The sequence below is a fragment of the Sphingomonas sp. CFBP 13733 genome (genome assembly GCF_014841795.1).
GTDB classification, from domain to species: domain Bacteria; phylum Pseudomonadota; class Alphaproteobacteria; order Sphingomonadales; family Sphingomonadaceae; genus Sphingomonas; species Sphingomonas aerolata.
This window is the reverse complement of the sequence record NZ_JACYUP010000004.1, coordinates 190,815-209,672: the sequence shown is the minus strand read 5'-3', so window position 1 is coordinate 209,672 and position 18,858 is coordinate 190,815. Positions and strand designations below refer to the sequence as shown.

Annotated in this window: 14 protein-coding genes; 7 read left to right on the top strand and 7 right to left on the bottom strand. The window is 67.3% G+C overall.

The window, feature by feature from the left end:
* The first annotated feature begins 207 nt into the window (after positions 1-207).
* The gene (locus tag IFT71_RS13535) at positions 208-1,005 is read left to right on the top strand and encodes a hypothetical protein (protein ID WP_192141508.1); all 798 of its coding nucleotides are present in this window, start codon (positions 208-210) and stop codon (positions 1,003-1,005) included.
* A 52-nt stretch (positions 1,006-1,057) separates the two neighbouring features.
* On the opposite strand, the gene parE is transcribed toward IFT71_RS13535, so the two are convergent.
* Complete coding sequence (gene parE, locus IFT71_RS13530) at positions 1,058-3,061, bottom strand: DNA topoisomerase IV subunit B (protein WP_043157211.1); 2,004 nt, start codon at positions 3,059-3,061, stop codon at positions 1,058-1,060.
* 151 nt (positions 3,062-3,212) lie between these two features.
* On the opposite strand from parE, the gene IFT71_RS13525 reads away from it, so the two are divergent.
* Positions 3,213-4,064: an outer membrane protein gene (locus IFT71_RS13525; protein ID WP_192141506.1), complete on the top strand. Its 852-nt coding sequence runs from the start codon at positions 3,213-3,215 to the stop codon at positions 4,062-4,064.
* Between the two features lie 564 nt (positions 4,065-4,628).
* Here the strand turns inward: IFT71_RS13525 and IFT71_RS13520 are convergent.
* Entirely contained in the window at positions 4,629-5,411 is a 783-nt protein-coding gene (locus tag IFT71_RS13520) for a GcrA family cell cycle regulator (protein ID WP_183937072.1), read from the bottom strand.
* 86 nt (positions 5,412-5,497) lie between these two features.
* Between IFT71_RS13520 and IFT71_RS13515 the strand changes: the two genes are divergently transcribed.
* Positions 5,498-6,352 carry an ABC transporter permease gene (locus IFT71_RS13515; RefSeq protein WP_192141504.1) on the top strand — a complete coding sequence of 285 codons (855 nt, stop codon included), beginning with the start codon at positions 5,498-5,500 and terminating at the stop codon, positions 6,350-6,352.
* 4 nt (positions 6,353-6,356) lie between these two features.
* Positions 6,357-8,036 (top strand): formate--tetrahydrofolate ligase, encoded by a 1,680-nt coding sequence (locus tag IFT71_RS13510; RefSeq protein WP_192141502.1) that lies wholly within the window; start codon positions 6,357-6,359, stop codon positions 8,034-8,036.
* Positions 8,037-8,067: 31 nt separating this feature from the next.
* Here the strand turns inward: IFT71_RS13510 and IFT71_RS13505 are convergent, their stop codons facing one another.
* Positions 8,068-9,462, bottom strand: coding sequence for a phospholipase D-like domain-containing protein (locus IFT71_RS13505; RefSeq protein ID WP_192142035.1), 1,395 nt, complete (start codon positions 9,460-9,462; stop codon positions 8,068-8,070).
* 147 nt (positions 9,463-9,609) lie between these two features.
* On the opposite strand from IFT71_RS13505, the gene dinB reads away from it, so the two are divergent.
* Positions 9,610-10,698: a DNA polymerase IV gene (gene dinB, locus IFT71_RS13500; RefSeq protein WP_166746160.1), complete on the top strand. Its 1,089-nt coding sequence runs from the start codon at positions 9,610-9,612 to the stop codon at positions 10,696-10,698.
* Positions 10,699-10,725: 27 nt separating this feature from the next.
* Here dinB and IFT71_RS13495 read toward each other — a convergent pair whose 3' ends face one another.
* Together IFT71_RS13495 and IFT71_RS13490 are read right to left on the bottom strand one after the other, a co-directional pair.
* A complete protein-coding gene (locus IFT71_RS13495) occupies positions 10,726-12,561 on the bottom strand; it encodes a putative bifunctional diguanylate cyclase/phosphodiesterase (protein ID WP_192141499.1) in 1,836 nt (611 codons plus the stop codon).
* Positions 12,562-12,649: 88 nt separating this feature from the next.
* Positions 12,650-13,576 (bottom strand): ROK family protein, encoded by a 927-nt coding sequence (locus IFT71_RS13490; protein WP_166746162.1) that lies wholly within the window; start codon positions 13,574-13,576, stop codon positions 12,650-12,652.
* Between the two features lie 147 nt (positions 13,577-13,723).
* Between IFT71_RS13490 and IFT71_RS21515 the strand changes: the two genes are divergently transcribed.
* Both IFT71_RS21515 and IFT71_RS21510 read left to right on the top strand, forming a co-directional pair.
* Positions 13,724-14,503, top strand: a complete 780-nt coding sequence (locus tag IFT71_RS21515; RefSeq protein WP_244654931.1) for a GAF domain-containing protein — start codon at positions 13,724-13,726, stop codon at positions 14,501-14,503.
* On the top strand, positions 14,434-15,516 hold the full coding sequence (locus IFT71_RS21510) for an EAL domain-containing protein (RefSeq protein WP_342212661.1): 1,083 nt from the start codon (positions 14,434-14,436) through the stop codon (positions 15,514-15,516). Before IFT71_RS21515 ends, IFT71_RS21510 begins: the two co-directional genes overlap by 70 nt.
* Before the next feature lie 12 nt (positions 15,517-15,528).
* On the opposite strand, the gene glmS is transcribed toward IFT71_RS21510, so the two are convergent.
* Both glmS and glmU read right to left on the bottom strand, forming a co-directional pair.
* Complete coding sequence (glmS, locus tag IFT71_RS13480) at positions 15,529-17,352, bottom strand: glutamine--fructose-6-phosphate transaminase (isomerizing) (protein ID WP_192141497.1); 1,824 nt, start codon at positions 17,350-17,352, stop codon at positions 15,529-15,531.
* Between the two features lie 95 nt (positions 17,353-17,447).
* On the bottom strand, positions 17,448-18,818 hold the full coding sequence (gene glmU, locus IFT71_RS13475; RefSeq protein WP_244654930.1) for a bifunctional UDP-N-acetylglucosamine diphosphorylase/glucosamine-1-phosphate N-acetyltransferase GlmU: 1,371 nt from the start codon (positions 18,816-18,818) through the stop codon (positions 17,448-17,450).
* Positions 18,819-18,858 lie beyond the last annotated feature (40 nt).

Here is an 18,858-nt window from a genome sequence, read left to right as displayed (position 1 = left end):
GACCGCCCCGGAGGCGCCTAATACCGGTGACGGGGGATGGGCGTCAACACCGCGGACGTCCGACGCAGCCCTGTCTGATCCGTACCAAGGCGCGGACTCCGCTTGCGGCGCCCCGGCAGCACGCGCAATCTTCCCCTCGGCTCCATCCGACGTCGCAAACGCGCCGGCGCAAGCCCAGTCGCGTCCCCATCGAGAGGAGGTTGACGTATGAAACGCTATGCGACCGGCCTGGCAGTGATGCTGGCCATGGCTCTTGCCACCACCCCCGCGCTTGCCAAGGGCGTGTTCGACGGCACCTGGAAGGGAGATGTGAAGGCGAGCAAGCCTGCAGAGAAGCCCTCGATCATCCTCCTGCAGGCGGGCACCTTCAGCTGTACAACGTGCAAGCCCGCGCTGAAATTCCCCGCCGATGGCGCGTTTCACCCGATCGTCGGCAATCCCTATTATGACGAGGCATCGGTCGCGGTGGTGGATGCGACGACGGTCAAGCGCGCGTTCCGGAAGAGCGGAAAGACAGTCGCCGAGGCGACGGTGACGCTGGCCGCGGACGGGCAGAGTTCGTCCTCCGCCTTTGTCGACCGGACCGCACCGAGCGGCGTGGAGGTGACGGGAACGACGGTCAATGCGCGCGTCGCACCCGCCCCGGCGGGTGCCCATGCGTTATCGGGTGCGTGGCGCGAAACCACGGATACGCAGGTATCCGACACGGGCCTCGTCTTCACCTTCGCACAGGACGGTAAGACCATGGCCTTCTCGACGCCGACCGGCATATCCTATGCCGCGACGATCGACGGTCCGCCGGCAACGGTGACCGGGGATCCGGGCTGGACGAAGGTCGCTCTGAAACAGACCGGACCGACGACTCTGTTCGAAACCGATTACGAGGGCGATACGCCGATCGGTACGTATAGGATGTCGCTCTCGCCCGACGGCACGACGATGACCACCGCGGTCAACGACCTGAAACACGGGAAGACCTCGACGATGGTCGCACACAGGCAGTGATCCCGGAGGCAAGCGGGGGCGGCTATCGAACGGCCCCCGCTTGCCCCAATGGTCACGCGTCGATCGCTTCCTCGTCCAGCCGGCCGGCATTTTCTTGGATAAAGGCAAAGCGGTGCGCGGGGTTGTTGCCCATCAGGCGGTCGACCAGGTCCTTCACGCCTGCCCGCTCCTCATATTCCTGCGGCAGGGTGATGCGCAGCATGCCGCGGGTGGCGGGGTCCATCGTCGTCTCGCGGAGCTGGCCTGGGTTCATCTCGCCAAGCCCCTTGAAGCGGCCGACATCGACCTTCTTGCCCTTGAACACCGTGCGTTCGAGTTCGGCGCGGTGCGCGTCGTCGCGCGCATAGACGCTCTTGGTGCCGACGGTCAGACGGTAGAGCGGCGGCTGCGCGAGATAGAGGTGCCCGCGCCGGACGATGTCGGGCATCTCCTGGAAGAAGAACGTCATCAGCAGCGTCGCGATATGCGCGCCGTCGACGTCGGCGTCGGTCATGATGACTACGCGCTCGTAGCGCAGGTTGTCCGCCACGCAGTCCTTCCGCGTGCCGCAGCCGAGCGCCAGCGTCAGATCGGCGATTTCCTGGTTCGCGAAGATCTTCGCACTGGTCGCGGACGCGACGTTCAGGATCTTGCCGCGGATCGGCAGGATCGCCTGCGTCTTGCGATCGCGCGCCTGCTTGGCCGAGCCGCCAGCGGAATCGCCCTCGACGATGAACAGCTCGGTGCCCTCGGGCGAGTTGGCGGAACAGTCGGTCAGCTTGCCGGGCAGCCGCAATTTGCGGGCGGACGTCGCGGTCTTGCGCTTGACGTCGCGTTCCTGCTTGCGGCGCAGGCGCTCGTCCATCCGCTCGAGCACATAGTTCAGCAGCGCCTTGCCGCGGTCCATATTGTGGCTGAGGAAATGGTCGAAATGGTCGCGCACCGCCTTCTCGACGAGGCCCGCGGCCTCGGGGCTGGTCAGGCGATCCTTGGTCTGGCTCTGGAATTGCGGTTCGCGGATGAACACCGACAGCATCAGCTCGCTGCCGATCATCACGTCGTCCGCACTGATATCCTTGGTCTTCTTGTTGCCGACCAGATCGCCGAACGCGCGGAGGCCGCGCACCAGCGCCTGGCGCAGGCCCTGTTCGTGCGTGCCGCCATCGGGGGTCGGGATGGTGTTACAATACCAGCTGTACGAGCCGTCGCTCCACAGCGGCCAGGCGATCGCCCATTCGACGCGCCCCTGCGTCTCGCCGTGCGCGCTCGGGAAATCCTGCGAGCCCGAGAAGAAGTCGGCGGTCGCGCATTCGCGGCCCGCGACCTGGTCGCGCAGATGGTCGGCGAGCCCGCCGGGAAACTGGAACACCGCCTGCGCGGGCGTATCGTCGCTGATCAGTTCGGGCGCGCAGTGCCACCGAATCTCGACGCCCGCGAACAGATAGGCCTTGGACCGGACGAGCTTGTGCAGCCGCTGCGGCTTGAAATGCAGCTCGTTGCCGAAGATCTCGGTATCGGGGGTGAAGGCGACGCTGGTGCCGCGGCGGTTGGGGGTGGTGCCGAGCCGCTCGATCGGGCCGAGCGTCTGCCCCTTGGCGAAGCGCTGGCGGTATAGCTGGCGGTCGCGCGCGACCTCGACGACAGTGTCGGACGACAGCGCGTTGACGACGCTGATGCCGACGCCGTGCAGACCGCCCGAGGTCGCATAGGCCTTGCCCGCGAACTTGCCGCCCGAATGCAGCGTCGAGAGGATCACCTCGAGCGCGGACTTGTCCGGAAATTTGGGATGCGGATCGACCGGGATGCCGCGGCCATTGTCGACGATCGTCAGGCGGTTTCCGGGCTCGAGCGTGACCTCGATCCGCGTCGCGTGACCCGCGACCGCCTCGTCCATCGCGTTGTCGAGCACTTCGGCGGCGAGATGGTGCAACGCGCGCTCGTCGGTGCCGCCGACATACATGCCCGGGCGGCGGCGGACGGGTTCGAGCCCCTCGAGCACCTCGATCGAGGACGCGTCATAGGTCGGGGCGGTCTTTGACGGGGTCGTGAACAGGCCTTCGGGCAGGTCTTCTGGCATGACGTGGTATATGGCTTAGCCAGCGATCCGTGCAAGCGCGCAACCGCTGTTGCGGAAAAGCCACAACATGAACTTTCTGTCATGTTCGCGGATATATTGGCGGGACGCCCCGTTTCTTGGCTGTCTTAGATCAATCATATCCGGAGCTTACATGCGCACATCCCTCTATGCCGGCCTCGCTGGCGCGGTCATTCTCGGTCTCACGGCATCGCCGGCATTCGCGCAGGAGACCACCGAGGACGCACCGTTCAACGGTCTCTATGTCGGCGCAGCGGGTGGTTATGACGTACAGCCAAACGATGCAGGATCGTCGATCCTGTTCGACCGCAATCTCGACGGGCGGTTCGGGGATGCGGTGACGACGGCAGCCGGTGCCAACGCGTTCAGCAGCGGGTTCTGCAACGGCGCGACGACCGCCACGACGCTGACCGGTGGCCGCGGCTGCCGCAAGGACAAGGACGGCGCCGCGTATTATGGCCGCGTCGGCATGGACACGCAGCGCGGCAACATCGTCGTCGGTGTGGTCGGCGAATTCGGCAAGAGCGAGATCACCGACAGCGTCACCGCCTTCTCGACGACGCCCGCCAGCTACGTGATGACGCGCAGCATCGACTGGGAAGCCTCGATCCGCGGCCGTGCAGGCTATGCCGTCAACACCACGCTGTTCTACGGCACGTTCGGTGCGGGCTATGCCAAGATCGACCGGGATTTCTACAGCACCAACACCGGCAACGCCTATCAGCAGAGCGGCAAGCGCCAGCAGTTCGGCATCCTCGGCGGCGGCGGTATCGAGCAGAAGGTCACGCCGAACATCTCGGTCGGCATGGAATATATGTTCCACCAGTATCAGGACGACGACTTCCGCGTACGCGTGACGCAGGGCACGCAGCCGGCGACGAACCCGTTCGTGCTGGCGCCGAACACGACCGGCACGGACTTCCGTCGCAGCGACGACAAGTTCCGCTGGCACAGCCTGCGCGCGACGGCGGCATTCCGGTTCTAAGCGCAGGGTGGTGTGACGCCAAACGGCGTCACACCACCCAAGCTCGGCCGGCGTCGCGACGGCGACGTCCGACGACGCGGCTTCGCCGCGGCGCGGGTGAGGACAGAGGGTCGCTTCCCGACACGGGACGCGGCCCTTTTTTTTGTGAATATGGTTTCCCCAAGGCACCACCCCGGCGAAGGCCGGGGTCCAGTTAGGGGACGAAGCCAACCACGCGTTGCCCGCCGTTACTACGGCCTTCCCAGCTGGGCACCGGCCTTCGCCGGGGTGGTGCTGGGGTGCTGGACGGCGGGACGCGCAGATCTTGAGTCCAGCGCCTGGCAAATCCAAGAAAAAGGCCGCCTCTCAGCAAGAAGCGGCCCAACGTTCTGGTCAGTGGATACCCCAAAATCCACCCCGGCGAAGGCCGGGGCCCAGTTGGGGGACCGAGGTAACTACGTGTTGCCCGCCTTTACTACAGCCTTCCCAACTGGGCCCCGGCCTCCGCCGGGGTGGTGCTGGGGATTGGCTCCGCGACTCCCATAATATCCGAGCGCGAGAGAGGCGAGACCGCCCCCCCCAATCTCAGCGCGCGCGCGGGCCGCCGAAGGGGAGTGGCGGCGTCGGGCGGCGGTCGCGGCGGGGCAGCTGTGCCTGATAGGCGTGACCGCAATGCGCGACGCAGTACGGGAAGCCCGGGTTCACCTTGTCACCACAAAAGTGAAAATCGGGCTCGCCGGGATGGCCGAGCGGCCATTTGCAGATCCGGTCGTTGAGCTCGAGCAGGCTCGTCTTGCCCGCCATTTCAGGCGAAGGCTTGGCGGGGACGAGACGCCGCGGCGGAGCAGGCGTGCTTGGCGGCTGCTGTTCGCCGGGCGCCTGGCGGAGAAAGCCGCCGGGTCCGATCGAGCGCAGGATCGGCTGCGGTGCGCGGACGGGTGCGGCGGCGGGTTCGACCGCGTCGTCGTCCTCATCCTCGTCCTCGTCGGCGTCCTCATCCGCGTCGGCAGCGACGGGCGCCGCACGCGGTGCGGGCTCGGGTGTAGCGGCGACCGGTGCGGGTTCAGGCGCGGGAGCCGGCGCTGCGGCGACGGGTTCGGCGGCGACCACGGGCGGCGTGTCGACGACGGGCGACTCGGCCGGCCTGGCCTCGGCCGCCTTCGCCTCGGCCAACTTCGCATCCGCGTTCTTCGCGTCGGGATCGTTCGGCTTCACCGGCGACGGGCGCGCCTGAAGCTCAAGGCGGTGCGCCTTGCCGATCACGGCGTTGCGGCTGACGCCACCCAGCGCTTCGGCGATCTGGCTGGCGGTCTGGCCGGCTTCCCACATCGTCTTGAGCGTCTCGATACGCTCGTCGGTCCAGGACATGTTCGTTCCTCAGTCTTCGGGTCGGCCGGTATAGTCTTCGTCAACCGGGTTGCGGGCGACAGCGGCAGCGATTACCCGCAACCCCCATGAGCAGCCAGCCCCCAATCGGCGAAATCCAGTCGGCGGTGCAATCCGCCCCCGGCGTTCCCGTCATTCGCAACGTGAACTGGGAGGGACTTCGTACCCTCTATATCAAGGAGGTGCGCCGGTTCTTCAAGGTCCAGCTGCAGACGGTGTGGGCGCCGGCGATGACGACATTGCTGTTCCTGATCGTTTTCACCATCGCGACGGGCGCCAAACGCCCCGTGCTGGTCGGCGGCGAGACCGTGATGTTCGCCGATTTCATCGCCCCCGGGCTGATCATCAGCCAGGGCATGATGGGCCCGGCATTTGCCAATGCGAGCTTTTCGCTGCTGGTCGGCAAGATGCAGGGCACGATCGTCGACTATCTTCAGCCACCACTGTCGACCGCCGAGCTGCTCGCCGCGCTGGTCGGCGGTGCGGTGACGCGTGCGGTGCTGGTCGGGTGCGTCGTCTGGGCGGCGATGGCGCTGTATCCGGGCGTCCACGTCACGCCGCATGCGCCGCTCGCGATCCTGTGGTTCGGCCTGCTGGGCGCGACCTTCCTTGCGCTGCTCGGCGTGCTGACGTCGATCTGGGCGGACAAGTTCGACCATGCCGCGGCGGTGACCAACTTCGTGGTCGCGCCGCTCTCGCTGCTGTCGGGCACCTTCTATTCGGTCGACACGCTGGCGCCCGCGTTCCGCGCGTTCAGCCACGTCAATCCGTTCTTCTACATCATCTCGGGCTTTCGCTACGGCTTTCTGGGCGTTGCCGATTCGCCGGTGCTCGTCGGCGGCCTCGTCATCCTGGCGATCAACGTCGCGCTCGCCACCCTGTGCTACATGCTGCTGAAAAGCGGCTGGAAACTGAAGAACTAGGCTCATGACAACCGACATTGCCATCGCCCGCAGCGTCGCGCTGCGCCCCATCGCGCGGGTCGCCGACGCGCTCGGCATCCCCGACGACGCGGTCGAGCCTTACGGCCGGTTCAAGGCCAAGATCGCCCTCGACTGGCTCGAAGCGCATGGCCGCCGCGAGGGGGCGCAACGCGGCCGGCTGGTGCTCGTCACCGCGATCAACCCGACGCCCGCGGGCGAGGGCAAGACGACGACTTCGGTCGGGCTCGCCGACGCGCTGAACCTGACGGGGCGCAAGACGGTGCTGGCGCTGCGCGAACCGTCGCTCGGGCCGTGCTTCGGCACCAAAGGCGGCGCGACCGGCGGCGGGCGGGCACAGGTCACGCCGATGGAGGACATCAACCTCCACTTCACCGGCGATTTCCACGCGATCACCGCGGCGCACAATTTGCTCGCGGCAATGATCGACAATCATATCCATTGGGGCAACGCGCTGCAGATCGACGTGCGGCGCGTGGTGTGGCGCCGCGTGCTCGACATGAACGACCGTGCGCTGCGCGACATCGTCCAGTCGATCGGCGGGGTCGCCAATGGCTATCCGCGCGAATCGGGGTTCGACATCACCGTCGCGTCCGAGGTCATGGCGATCCTGTGCCTCAGCGAGAATCTCGCGGACATGGAGCGGCGGCTGGGTGACATCGTCGTCGCCTATACGCGCGACCGCACCCCCGTCACCGCGCGCGACCTGAAGGCCGACGGCGCGATGGCGGTCCTGCTGGCGGAGGCGATCAAGCCGAACCTCGTCCAGACGCTCGAGGGCAACCCTGCCTTCCTGCACGGCGGGCCGTTCGCCAATATCGCGCATGGCTGCAATTCGGTGATCGCAACGCGCGCGGCGCTGGCGCTGGGCGACTATGTCGTGACCGAGGCGGGCTTCGGCGCGGATCTGGGCGCGGAGAAGTTCTTCGACATCAAATGCCGCCAGGCGGGGCTGTCCCCCGATGCGGTGGTGATCGTCGCGACCGTCCGCGCGCTCAAGATGAACGGCGGCGTCGCCAAGGCCGATCTGGGCGCGGAGGACGTCGAGGCGGTCCGCCGCGGTGCGGTCAATCTCGTCCGCCATATCGAGAATATCCGCCAGTTCGGCGTTCCCGCGGTCATCGCGATCAACCATTTCCACACCGACAGCGAGGCCGAGATCGCGGTCGTGCACGAGGCGGCGAGCGCGCACGGCGCCCGCGCGATTCTGTGCCGCCACTGGGCCGAGGGCGGCGCGGGGGCAACCAAGCTCGCCGACGCAGTCGCTGAGCTGTGCGACACGCATGCCGCGAATTTCGCGCCGCTTTATGGCGACGAGCTGTCGCTGTTCGACAAGATCGACACGGTTGCCCGGCGCATCTACCGCGCCGAGCATGCGGTCGCCGAGCCCAGCGTGCTCGCGCAGCTCAAGCGCTGGGAGGATGCGGGCTATGGCCACCTGCCGGTGTGCCTCGCCAAGACGCAGTACAGCTTTTCGAGCGACCCCGCGCTGCTCGGCGCGCCGACCGGGCATATCGTGCCGGTGCGAGAGGTTCGGCTGGCGGCGGGCGCGGGCTTCGTCGTCGCGATCTGCGGCGAGATCATGACGATGCCGGGCCTCCCGCGCGTCCCGGCGGCCGAGGCGATCCGGCTCGATGCGGATGGGCTGATCGAAGGGCTGTTCTAACCTGATCCTCCCCCTGGCGGGGGAGGATCGCTCACTTCTTCTTCGGGCGGCGGTGGCGGAGGCGGCGGAACAGGCCGCGCTTCGCGAAGCTCTCGAACATCTCCTCGGGCCCCTCGGGATCGAGCACCTCATTGTCCGCCAGCCACTCCTCGACCGCGGTCAGATCGGGCGCCTCATAGGCACGCAGCGACTTGCCCTGCCCGCGCAGCCGCTCGATCGTCTCGATCAGTGACCCGGTCTCGGCGATCATCGTGGTCACCACCTCGACATCGACCGCAAGATGTTCGGCGATCAGGTCGTTGCGGATCGCGGTGATGCCCGTGCTCGTCACCTCGTCATGCGCGCGGATCGCGAGGTCGCATTCGGTGTCGAGCCGCAGCGAACGGTTGTTCATGTTCGACGACCCGAGCCGGAAGATCTGATCGTCCGCGATCAGGATCTTGGCATGGCAATAGATCGCCTCCCCGCCGCTGGTGTAGGGATGATACATGCGCAGCCGCTTGTGGACGTCGCGGTGCGCCAGCGCGGTCATGAGGCGCGCGCGCGCGGTGTCCATCGCGATCGGCTCGAGCCAGCCTTGCGCAGTCACCGGGTTGATGATCACGATCTCGGGCCCGTCCGCCTCGTCGAGACGGCGTGCGACCGCCTCGGCGATCTTGCGCGACGCGAAATACTGGCTCTCGATATAGAGATGCCGTTTGGCGCCGGCGATCTGCGCGAGGAACAGCGCCTCGCTCTCGTGCACCGGGACCTGATCGTCCATTTCGGGTTCGGTCCGCGCGATCGCGACGTCGACATCGCGGAAATGCACGCCGAGCTCGTCGGGCCAGCACGCCGCACCAGGGCTCGCCTCGGCGATCGGCACGCCGCCTGCCAGCACCCAGCGGTCGCGGAACAGCTGGCCCAGTGCAGTTGCGACGGGGCCTGCGACCGCGCTGATCGCGTCGTGCCACGGCTTGTAAGGACGACCCGAGGGACGCCGCCGCCGCGCATCGTCATGGCGATGTTCGCGTGTGTCCCACCGGTCCCCGGTCATGTCGATCCCGCCGCAAAAGGCGAGGCAGTCGTCGATGATGACGATCTTCTGATGATGCGACCCCGCGGTCGGATGATGCCCGTCGAGCTTGGTGTGAATGCGCGGATGCCGCATCCACTTCATCATCGTGAACAGGGTCGAGCCGCGGAACAGCGACTTGATCGCACCCGTGTCCCAGCGGAGCAGGAAGATCTCGAGTTCGGGCTGGCGTTCGACCAGCCACAGGATGAAGGCGCCGAGTGTCGGCGGTTCGCCGGGGCGGTCGACCCCGGGTTCCAGCTGGATCCGCGCATCGAAATCCCAGCCGATCAGCATGATCCGCCGCTTGGCATTGAGCATGGCGACGCGCGCCTGGCGGAAATATTCCTCCGCATCGACGATCACGGACATCTGGTCCGCGCGTTCGATACGCCAGCATTCGGTTCCGATCCGCACGTCCAGGTCCCCTTGTCGTCGCCGCTTGCGCCCGGCCGAATTCGTTCAACGCCGTAACGACGCTCTGTTTCCGCGCATCGTCAGAACCTATCTGCGGTGCAGATGGCCGCTTCTCCTACCCCGCCGCCGGTGCAGCGCAAGATCATCCATGTCGACATGGACGCCTTCTATGCCTCGGTCGAACAGCGCGACGACCCGACATTGAAGGGGCGGCCGGTCGCAGTGGGTGGTTCGCGCGCGCGCGGGGTGGTCGCTGCCGCGAGCTATGAGGCGCGGACCTTCGGGGTGCACAGCGCGATGCCGTCGGTCACCGCGCTCAGGCGCTGCCCCGACCTCGTCTTCGTGCCGCCGCGCTTCGACGTGTACCGGGCGGTGTCCGACCAGATCCGCGCGATCTTCGCGTACTTCACCCCGCTCGTCGAACCGCTGTCGCTCGACGAGGCGTATCTAGACGTCACCGCCGATATCCGCGGGGTCGGATCGGCGCAGGCGATCGCCGAGGAGATCCGCGCGCGGATCAAGGCCGATACCGGGCTGACCGCCTCCGCCGGGGTCAGCTACAACAAGTTCATCGCCAAGCTGGCGTCGGACCAGAACAAGCCCGACGGGATCTGCGTCATCACGCCGAAACGCGGGGCCGCGTTCGTCGCGTCATTGCCGGTCAAGCGGTTCCACGGCGTCGGCCCGGTCACCGCCAAGCGCATGGAACAGCTCGGCATCCTGACCGGCGCGGATCTGCTCGAACGCCCGCTGGCGTTCCTCCAGGCGCATTTCGGCAGCTATGCGGACTATCTCTACGGGGCGGCGCGCGGGATCGATCACCGCCCGGTGCGCGTCAACCGTGCCGCCAAGTCGGTCGGTGCGGAGCGGACATTCGAGACCAATTTAAGCGATCCGGCGGCGCTGCGCGAGGCGTTGCACCGCGTCGCCGATGCGGCGTGGGTGCGGATCGAACGGCACGACACGCGCGGGCGGACGGTCACCCTCAAACTGCGCCATGCCGATTTCCGGACGATCACGCGCGCCCGCTCGTCGAGCGCCGCGGTGGTCGACAAGGCTGCGTTCGTCGCCGCCGGACTGGACCTGCTGATGGCACAGCTTCCGGTACCGCAGGGCGTCCGCCTGCTCGGCCTCACCCTGTCGGGGCTGGTCGGCGACGAGCCGGACGACGCGCAGCCCGTCCTACTCTAACCCACCGCTCGATTCGCGGGTGTGGGGTCAGACGCCCTGCGACGGTGCCATGACGCGGGGCGCAGCGGCGGGATCCCCGCCCAGACCGCGTGCTTCCGCCATGGTCCGGGCGATCGCAGCAGGTACCGGGTGCGAGAAGAAGAAGCCCTGTAGATGGCTGGCCCCCGCCAGGCGCAAGGCCTGGACCTGCGCCTCGGTCTCAACCCCTTCGGCGATGACCCCGATGCCGAGCGCGCGGCCCAGACTGATGATCGAATGAACGATCGCCGCGCTTTCGCGCTCGCGGCCCATCCCCTCGATGAAGCTGCGGTCGATCTTCAGGCAGTCGAGCGCGAAGGTGCGGATGTTGTGCAGGCTCGAATAGCCCGTCCCGAAATCGTCGAGCGCGATGCGGAACCCCATGCGGCGCAGCGCGCCCAGCGTCTCTGCCGCGCGCTCGGCATCGTCGAAGATCGCAGTCTCGGTGATTTCGATCTGCAACCGGCTGGGATCGACCCCGGCGCGGCGGACGCTCTCGCTGACATAGTCGACGAAATGGTGGCGCCGGAACTGTCGCGGGCTGAAATTGACCGAGACATACTGGCCCGGCCACTGCACCAGCACCGCGAGCGCGTTGCGCAGCACCCAGTCGCCCAGATCGTGGATGAGGTTCGATTCCTCCGCGATCGGCATGAACAGGCCCGGGCTGATCGGGCCGTAAGCCATCGTGTTCCAGCGCAGCAACGCCTCGAACCCGACCACCTCGATCGATTCGCGCGACACGATCGGCTGGAACACCAGGCTGAGCTCGTTGTTCGCGATCGCTTCGCCGAGCCCGCTTTCGACGCGCCGGCGAAAGCGGATATCCTCATCCATGCTCTCGTCGAACACGCGCGCCATGCGCCGGCCGCTTCGTTTGGCGTCGTTGAGCGCGAGGTCGGCCCGCCGCATGACGTCGACCGGGTCACTGCCCTGCCCGCCATGCGTCACGACCAGCCCGGCCGAGGCGCCGCCCTGAACGGAACTGCCAAAGACCTGGAGGCTGACCGAACAGGCCGCGATCATCCGCTCGCAGGCGAGCAAGGCGCTGGTCTCGTCCGCAGTGCTGAACAACACGCCGAATTCGTCGCCGCCAAGCCGCGCGACCAGCGCACCCTCGGGCGAGGACCGGCCGAGGATCGCGCAGATCTCGCGGATCAGCGCGTCGCCGGCAAGGTGCCCCAGCGTGTCGTTGACCAGCTTGAACCGGTCGAGATCGATCATCACCGTCGCGAACCACCCGTCCGCGCGGGTGCGTTCGGCAAGCGCGCGGAGGAACGCCAGCCGGTTGGGCGCGTCCGTCAGCGAGTCGTGCGTCGCCAGATGGATCGCACGGCTTTCATTGGCCGCCAGCTCGGCAGCCCGGACCTCGAGCTGCGCCACCTGCCGCACGAGCGCTGCACGCACCGCGTTGCAGTCATGGTCGAACTGCCAGCGCTGCGTCAGTGCCAGCGCGGTCTGGCGCAGCTCGGCGCCGACGAACGGCTTGGCAATATGGAAGACCTTGTCGACCGGCCCGGCCACCTTGGCGATCCCGGCGAGCGAGGCACCGTCGAGCGCAGTGACGATCACGAAATTGATGTCGGGGTCCAGTTCACGGATCCGGCGCGCCGTCTCGCAGACGTCGAGCCCCGACGCCATCTGAAGATCGAGGAAGGCTACCGCGAACGGCGCGGTCTCGGCGATTGCGGATTCGACCGCAGCGATCGCGTCGATGCCGGTCCCGACGGAGGTTATCGAAAACGCGTCAGCCTGCGGGTCAGCCGCCGCCGGTTCCGTCCCGAGTATCGCACGGGCGTAGTCGTCATGAACTCCGGGTTCGTCGTCGACAATCAGAATACGCATCGGACACCGTTCCTCGCGATACGTGACCCCGCCCGTGTAAGCGGTTTTCCAGGCCCTATCGCGCGGCCCGGTGGGTAGGCATCTGTAATTAATATGACATGAAGGCCGAGCTTCCCGACCCTCCGACCGAGTCACCAAGCGCTTGGCCACCAAGGATAATCGCGCCGAGCGGGCCGGCATTGCCGCCGAGTGCCGGCGGTACGACAAACGTATCGACCAGCGTCGGCTCGGGCAATGCGATATACCCCCCGAGACTGCGCGTCAGCGCGGCACGGACCCGCGGAAACAGATGGCCGGCGCCCATCACCCCGCCACCGATGACGATCCTGCGCGGAATGCCGGTGAGCACGAGCGTGTGGCATAACTGGCCAAGCGCCTCCGCGACGCCCGTCCAGACCGGATGATCGGCGGGGGCCTCATCGGCGGGATGGCCGAGCCGCGCGGCGATCGCCGGCCCCGATACAAGCCCCTCGAGGCAGGCGCCGTGAAACGGGCAACTGCCGATCCAGTCGTCGCCCGGCGTTCGGACCGGCCGGATATGCCCGAGTTCCGAATGCATCAGGCCGTCGACCGGTCGATGGCCCGCGATCAGCCCCGCCCCGACCCCGGTGCCGACCGTCACATAGGCGATGTCCGCCAGGCCCTGCGCCGCACCCCAGCGCGCCTCGGCCAGCGCCGCGCCGACGACGTCGGTATGGAAGCCGGTCGGTACCGCATAGCGACGCTGCAGGCGCCCGGCGACGTCGGTCCCCGCCCAACCGGGCTTGGGCGTCGAGGTGATATGGCCGTAATCACCGCCGCGCCGGTCGATCCCGACCGGGCCAAAGCTTGCGATCCCTATTGCGACGAAACCGCTCCAGCGGTCGAGCACGGCTTCGATCGCGGCGAGCGTCTCGTCGGGGCGAGTTGTCGGAATTCGTACGATTTCCTCGATCGCATCGGGCCCCCGCGCCAGGATACAAATGCATTTGGTCCCGCCAAGTTCGATCCCGGCCACCAATGGTATTTCGCTCATCCCTGTCCCCAAACCAATGCTTTGGCTGCAGCAATTCGTCCGGCGGGGCAGATCCGTCAAGTTGCTGTAATTTACTCCATGTTAACAACATAAGTATATCGTGCAAGTCGACTCGTTGCGCATAATGCTGGCGACTGGAGCAGAGAAATGCGGGCGTTTGAAGAGGCGGCACGGCTTGATGCATTGCGCCAATTGCGCCTGCTCGACACCAGCGCCAGCGAAAGCTTCGATCGCATCACCCGGATGGCAGGCCAGATCTTCGGGCTCCCGATCGCCGCAATCTCGCTGACCGATACCGACCGGCAATGGTTCAAATCGCGCGTCGGAATCACGCACGACCACATCGCGCGGGCCAAGGCCCCGTGCGCGGAGGTCGCCGAGACAACGCAGGGTCTGGTGATACCCGATCTGGCCGCCGACGGCTTCTATGCCAACAGCCCGCTCGCGCAGTCCGGCATCCGTTTCTATGCGGGTGCGCCGCTGATCACGCGGGAGGGCCATGGGCTCGGGTCGCTCTGCGTGCTGGGCGCCGAACCCCGAACCGCCTCGCCCGAGGAGCTTGCCGCGCTGACCGACCTTGCGGCGATGGTCATGGCGCAGATCGACCTCCAGCATGCGGTCGGGCGGGTCGATCCGGTCAGCGCGCTACCCAACCGCTTCCGGTTTCTGGAAGATCTCGACGATCTCGCGCGTGACACGCCCGGCGAGCAGCGCTTCGTCGTGCTGCTCGACCTCGCGCGCGCCGACCAGCTGAATGCGCTGATCCGGGTGATGGGCGCCGGCTATATCGAAACGCTGGTCAAGGAATCGGCGCGGACCTTGCGCGAGCAACTGGGATCCGCACGACGCTCTATCACGTGGCCGCGACCCAGTTTGCCTTCCTGTCCTCGCCCGGTGCGACCATGCCCGGCTATCTCGACGTGGTGAGCGCCGGGCTCGCGGTCAGTGCCGCGGGCTCGATCGCGCGGTTCGTGACGACGATGGCGGCCGGGATCGTCCCCGTGACGCTGGGAGCGATCCGGTCGCAGGAAATCCTGCGCGCCGCGCACAGCGCCGCACAGGATGCGCAGGCCAAGGACAGCCTGATCAGCGTCTATGCGACGTCGAACGATTCCGAATACCGGCGCAATATCGTGCTGCTCAGCGCGTTCGGCACAGCGCTGGAGGACGGCGCGTCGCTCCGCCTGGTCTATCAGCCGCGGATCGACCTCGGATCACGTCGCTGCGTCGGGGCGGAAGCGTTGCTGCGCTGGAACGACCCGACGCTGGGCGACGTATCGCCCGCGGAGTTCATCCCGATCGTCGAACGGACCACGCTGGCCAAGCCGACCACCGCATTCGTCCTCGACACCGCCCTGCGTCAGCTGGCGGCGTGGCAGGCGTGTGGCGTCTCGCTGCCTCTGTCGATCAACATCTCGGCGACCAATCTCGACGAGGACGGACTCGTCGCGGCAATCGCCGCAGCGCTCGACGCGCACAATGTCGCGCCCGACATGCTCGAAGTCGAGGTGACCGAAAGCGCGATGATGGAGAATTCGGCGCAGTCGCTCGCCAGGCTCGAGGCGCTGGCGGCGACCGGGGTCCGCGTTGCGATCGACGATTTCGGGACCGGCCACAGCAGCCTGGCCTATCTCCAGACGCTGCCCGCGAGCGTGGTCAAGATCGACAAGTCGTTCGTTGACCCGCTCGACACCGACGACGCCCGCAGCCGGACGGTGATCGCGACGATGATCTCGCTGTCGAAAAAGCTCGGCTTCCGCGTGGTGGCCGAGGGCGTGGAGTCCGTCGGCGCCGTCGACACGCTGACGCGGATGGCGTGCGACGAGGCACAGGGCTATGTCTTCGCCCGCCCGCTCGAAGCGCAGGAGGTCCTGCCCTGGATCGCGCGGTTCAACGGCGACGACCAGATGCCGCCATTGCCCCACCGCGAGGCGGCCTGAGCCGCGGCGCCCTTATTCGACGGTGACCGACTTCGCCAGGTTGCGCGGCTGATCGACGTCGGTGCCCTTGAGCACGGCGACGTGATAGGCGAGCAGCTGGACCGGCACCGCATAGACAAGCGGCGCGATCAGCGGATGCACCTTGGGCATGGTGATCGTCGCCATGCAGCCCTCACCCGCCGCCTGGATGCCGTCATAGTCGCTGATCAGCACGACCTTGCCGCCGCGCGCCATCACTTCCTGCATGTTGCTGACGGTCTTGTCGAACAACGGCCCCGACGGTGCGATGACGATGACCGGCACATGCTCGTCGATCAGCGCGATCGGCCCGTGCTTCATCTCGCCCGCGGCATAGCCCTCGGCGTGGATATAGCTGATTTCCTTCAGCTTCAGCGCACCCTCAAGCGCGAGCGGGTAATCCGTACCGCGCCCGAGATACAGCACGTCGCGCGCGCCCGCGACGGTGTGCGCCATCGCCTCGATCGCCTCATCATACGCCAGCGCGCCGTTAAGCGCGGCGGGCGCCTCGGCGAGGTGGCGGACGATCTCGCGCTCCTGCTCGCGAGTCAGCAGGCCCTTCGCGCGCGCCAGATTGGCGGCGAGCGCGGCGAGCACCGCAAGCTGGCAGGTGAACGCCTTGGTCGAGGCGACGCCGATCTCCGGGCCGGCATGCGTCGGCAGCAACAGGTCCGCCTCGCGCGCCATGCTGCTGGTCGGCACGTTGACAACGACCGCGATCTTTTGCCCTTCGACCTTGGCATGGCGCAGCGCGGCTAGCGTGTCCGCGGTCTCACCCGACTGCGAAATGAACAGCGCGAGGCCGCCCTCCTCCATCACCGGCGCGCGGTAGCGGAACTCTGACGCGACATCGAGGTCGACGGGGACGCGCGCAAACTGCTCGAACCAGTATTTGGCGACCATGCCCGCATAGAAGCTCGTCCCGCACGCGACGATCGTGACGCGCTTGATGGTCGACAGGTCGAATTCGGGGATTGGCAGCGAGACCTCGCCCTCCATCCGCTTCAGATACGAACGCAGCGTCTGCGCGACGACGATCGGCTGCTCGTAGATCTCCTTGAGCATGTAATGCTTGTGGTTGCCCTTCGAAATCACCTCGCCGGTGATCCCCGACAGCGTGATCGCGCGCTCGACGGGCGTGTTGTCGCGGTCATAGACCTGCGCGCCGTCGCGCGTGAGCACGACCCAGTCGCCCTCGTCGAGATAGGCGATACGCTGAGTCAGCGGCGCGAGCGCGAGCGCGTCCGACCCGAGGAACATCTCGCCATCGCCGTGGCCAACGACCAGCGGCGAGCCGAGCCGCGCGCCGATCAGCAGGTCGGGATGCTGGCGGAACAGGATCGCGAGCGCGAACGCACCGTGCAGCCGCGGCAGGATCTCGCGGACCGCCGAGATCGGATCGCTGCCGGCCTCGACCTTCTCGCTGATCAGATGCGCGACGACTTCGGTGTCGGTCTCGCTGGTGAAGGTCCGCCCACGCGCGATCAGCTCGTCGCGCAGCGGTTTGAAATTCTCGATGATGCCGTTGTGGACGACCGCGACCTCGCCGGTCGCGTGCGGATGCGCGTTGTTGGTGGTCGGCCCGCCATGCGTCGCCCAGCGCGTGTGCGCGATCCCGGTCCTGCCCGGCAGCGGATGCGCGGCCAACTCGTTCGCCAGATTGACCAGCTTGCCCGATGCGCGCCGGCGCTCGATCGCGCCGTCATGATCGGTCGCGATGCCGGCCGAATCATAGCCGCGATATTCGAGCCGCTTGAGACCGTCGAGCAACCGCTCGGCAACCGCGTCATTGCTCAGGATTCCCACGATGCCACACATGCTATCTATCCATTCGTCTTGTCGAGCGAGGCGTGCGACACGCTCCGCATGATCTGGTCAGGTCGGGAACCGCGTGCGATCTGTCGCGCGGGGCGTCACCGACGAGCGGCTTTGCGGGCCACCATCATTTCGCGGAATCGCGCCGCCCATCCGGGCTTGTCGACCTGGGGCGGACGGACGAGCGCGAGTGCGTCGGCGTCGACATCGCGCGTGAGCACCGACCCCGCCGCGACGATCGCGCCGCGGCCGACGGTCACCGGCGCGACCAGCGCGGAGTTAGAGCCGATGAACGCGTCCTCGCCGACGACGGTACGATATTTGAAATAGCCGTCGTAATTGCAGGTGATCGTGCCCGCGCCGATGTTCGCGCGCGCGCCGATCTCTGCATCGCCGATATAGCTCAGATGATTGACCTTCGCGCCGACGCCGATCGTCGCCTTCTTCACCTCGACGAAATTGCCGACGCGCGATCCGGCGCCGAGATCCGCGCCGGGCCGCAGGCGCGCGAACGGGCCGACATCCGCCTTTTCGCCGATCACCGCGCCCTCGACATGGCTGAAGGCATGGATGACGGCGCCATCCGCGACGCGAACGCCGGGGCCGAACACGACGTTCGGCTCGATCGTCACATCGCGTCCGAGCAAGGTGTCGTGCGCGAACCAGACCGTGTCGGGCGCGATCAGCGTCGCGCCGTCCGCCATCGCGGCGGCACGGCGCGTCGCCTGCCAGGCGGCCTCGACCGCGGCGAGCTCGCCGCGGCTGTTGACGCCCGCCACTTCGCCTTCGCCCGTCTCGATCACCGCCGAGGCCCGGCCGTCGGCGGCGGCGAGCATGACGATGTCGGGCAGATAATATTCGCCCGCGGCATTGTCGTTGCCGACGCGCGCGAGCAACGCGAACAGGTCGCGCGAATGGACCGCCATCAGCCCCGAATTGCAGAGCGTCTCGGCGCGTTCGGCGTCGGAAGCGTCCTTATATTCGACCATCCGATCGATCCGCCCGGCGGCATCGGCGATGACGCGGCCATAGGCGCCAGGATCGGCGGGGCGGAAGCCGAGCACCACCGCGGCGGGCGCATCGTCGCCGTGCAGCCGGTCGATCATCCGCTGCATCGTCGCGGCAGTGACGAGTGGCACGTCGCCATAGAGGATCAGCACATCGCCCTCGAACCCGGCCAGCGCGTCGCGCGCCTGCGCCACGGCGTGGCCGGTGCCGAGCTGTTCGGCCTGGAGCGCCGTCGCGATCCCCAGCGGGGCGACCGCACGCTCGACCTGCTCGCGCCCGGCACCCGTCACCACGACGGTGCGCGCGGGGTGCAGCGTCGCCGCGCTCGCGACCAGATGGTGCAGCATCGGCCGCCCCGCGATCGGGTGCAGCACCTTGTGCAGGTCGGACTTCATCCGGGTGCCCTTGCCGGCCGCCAGGATGATCACCGCGATGGACTGGTCGTGCATATGCGTCGTCATGGAAGGACCGCTGCCACGAAAGCCTTGCCAATTCCATAGC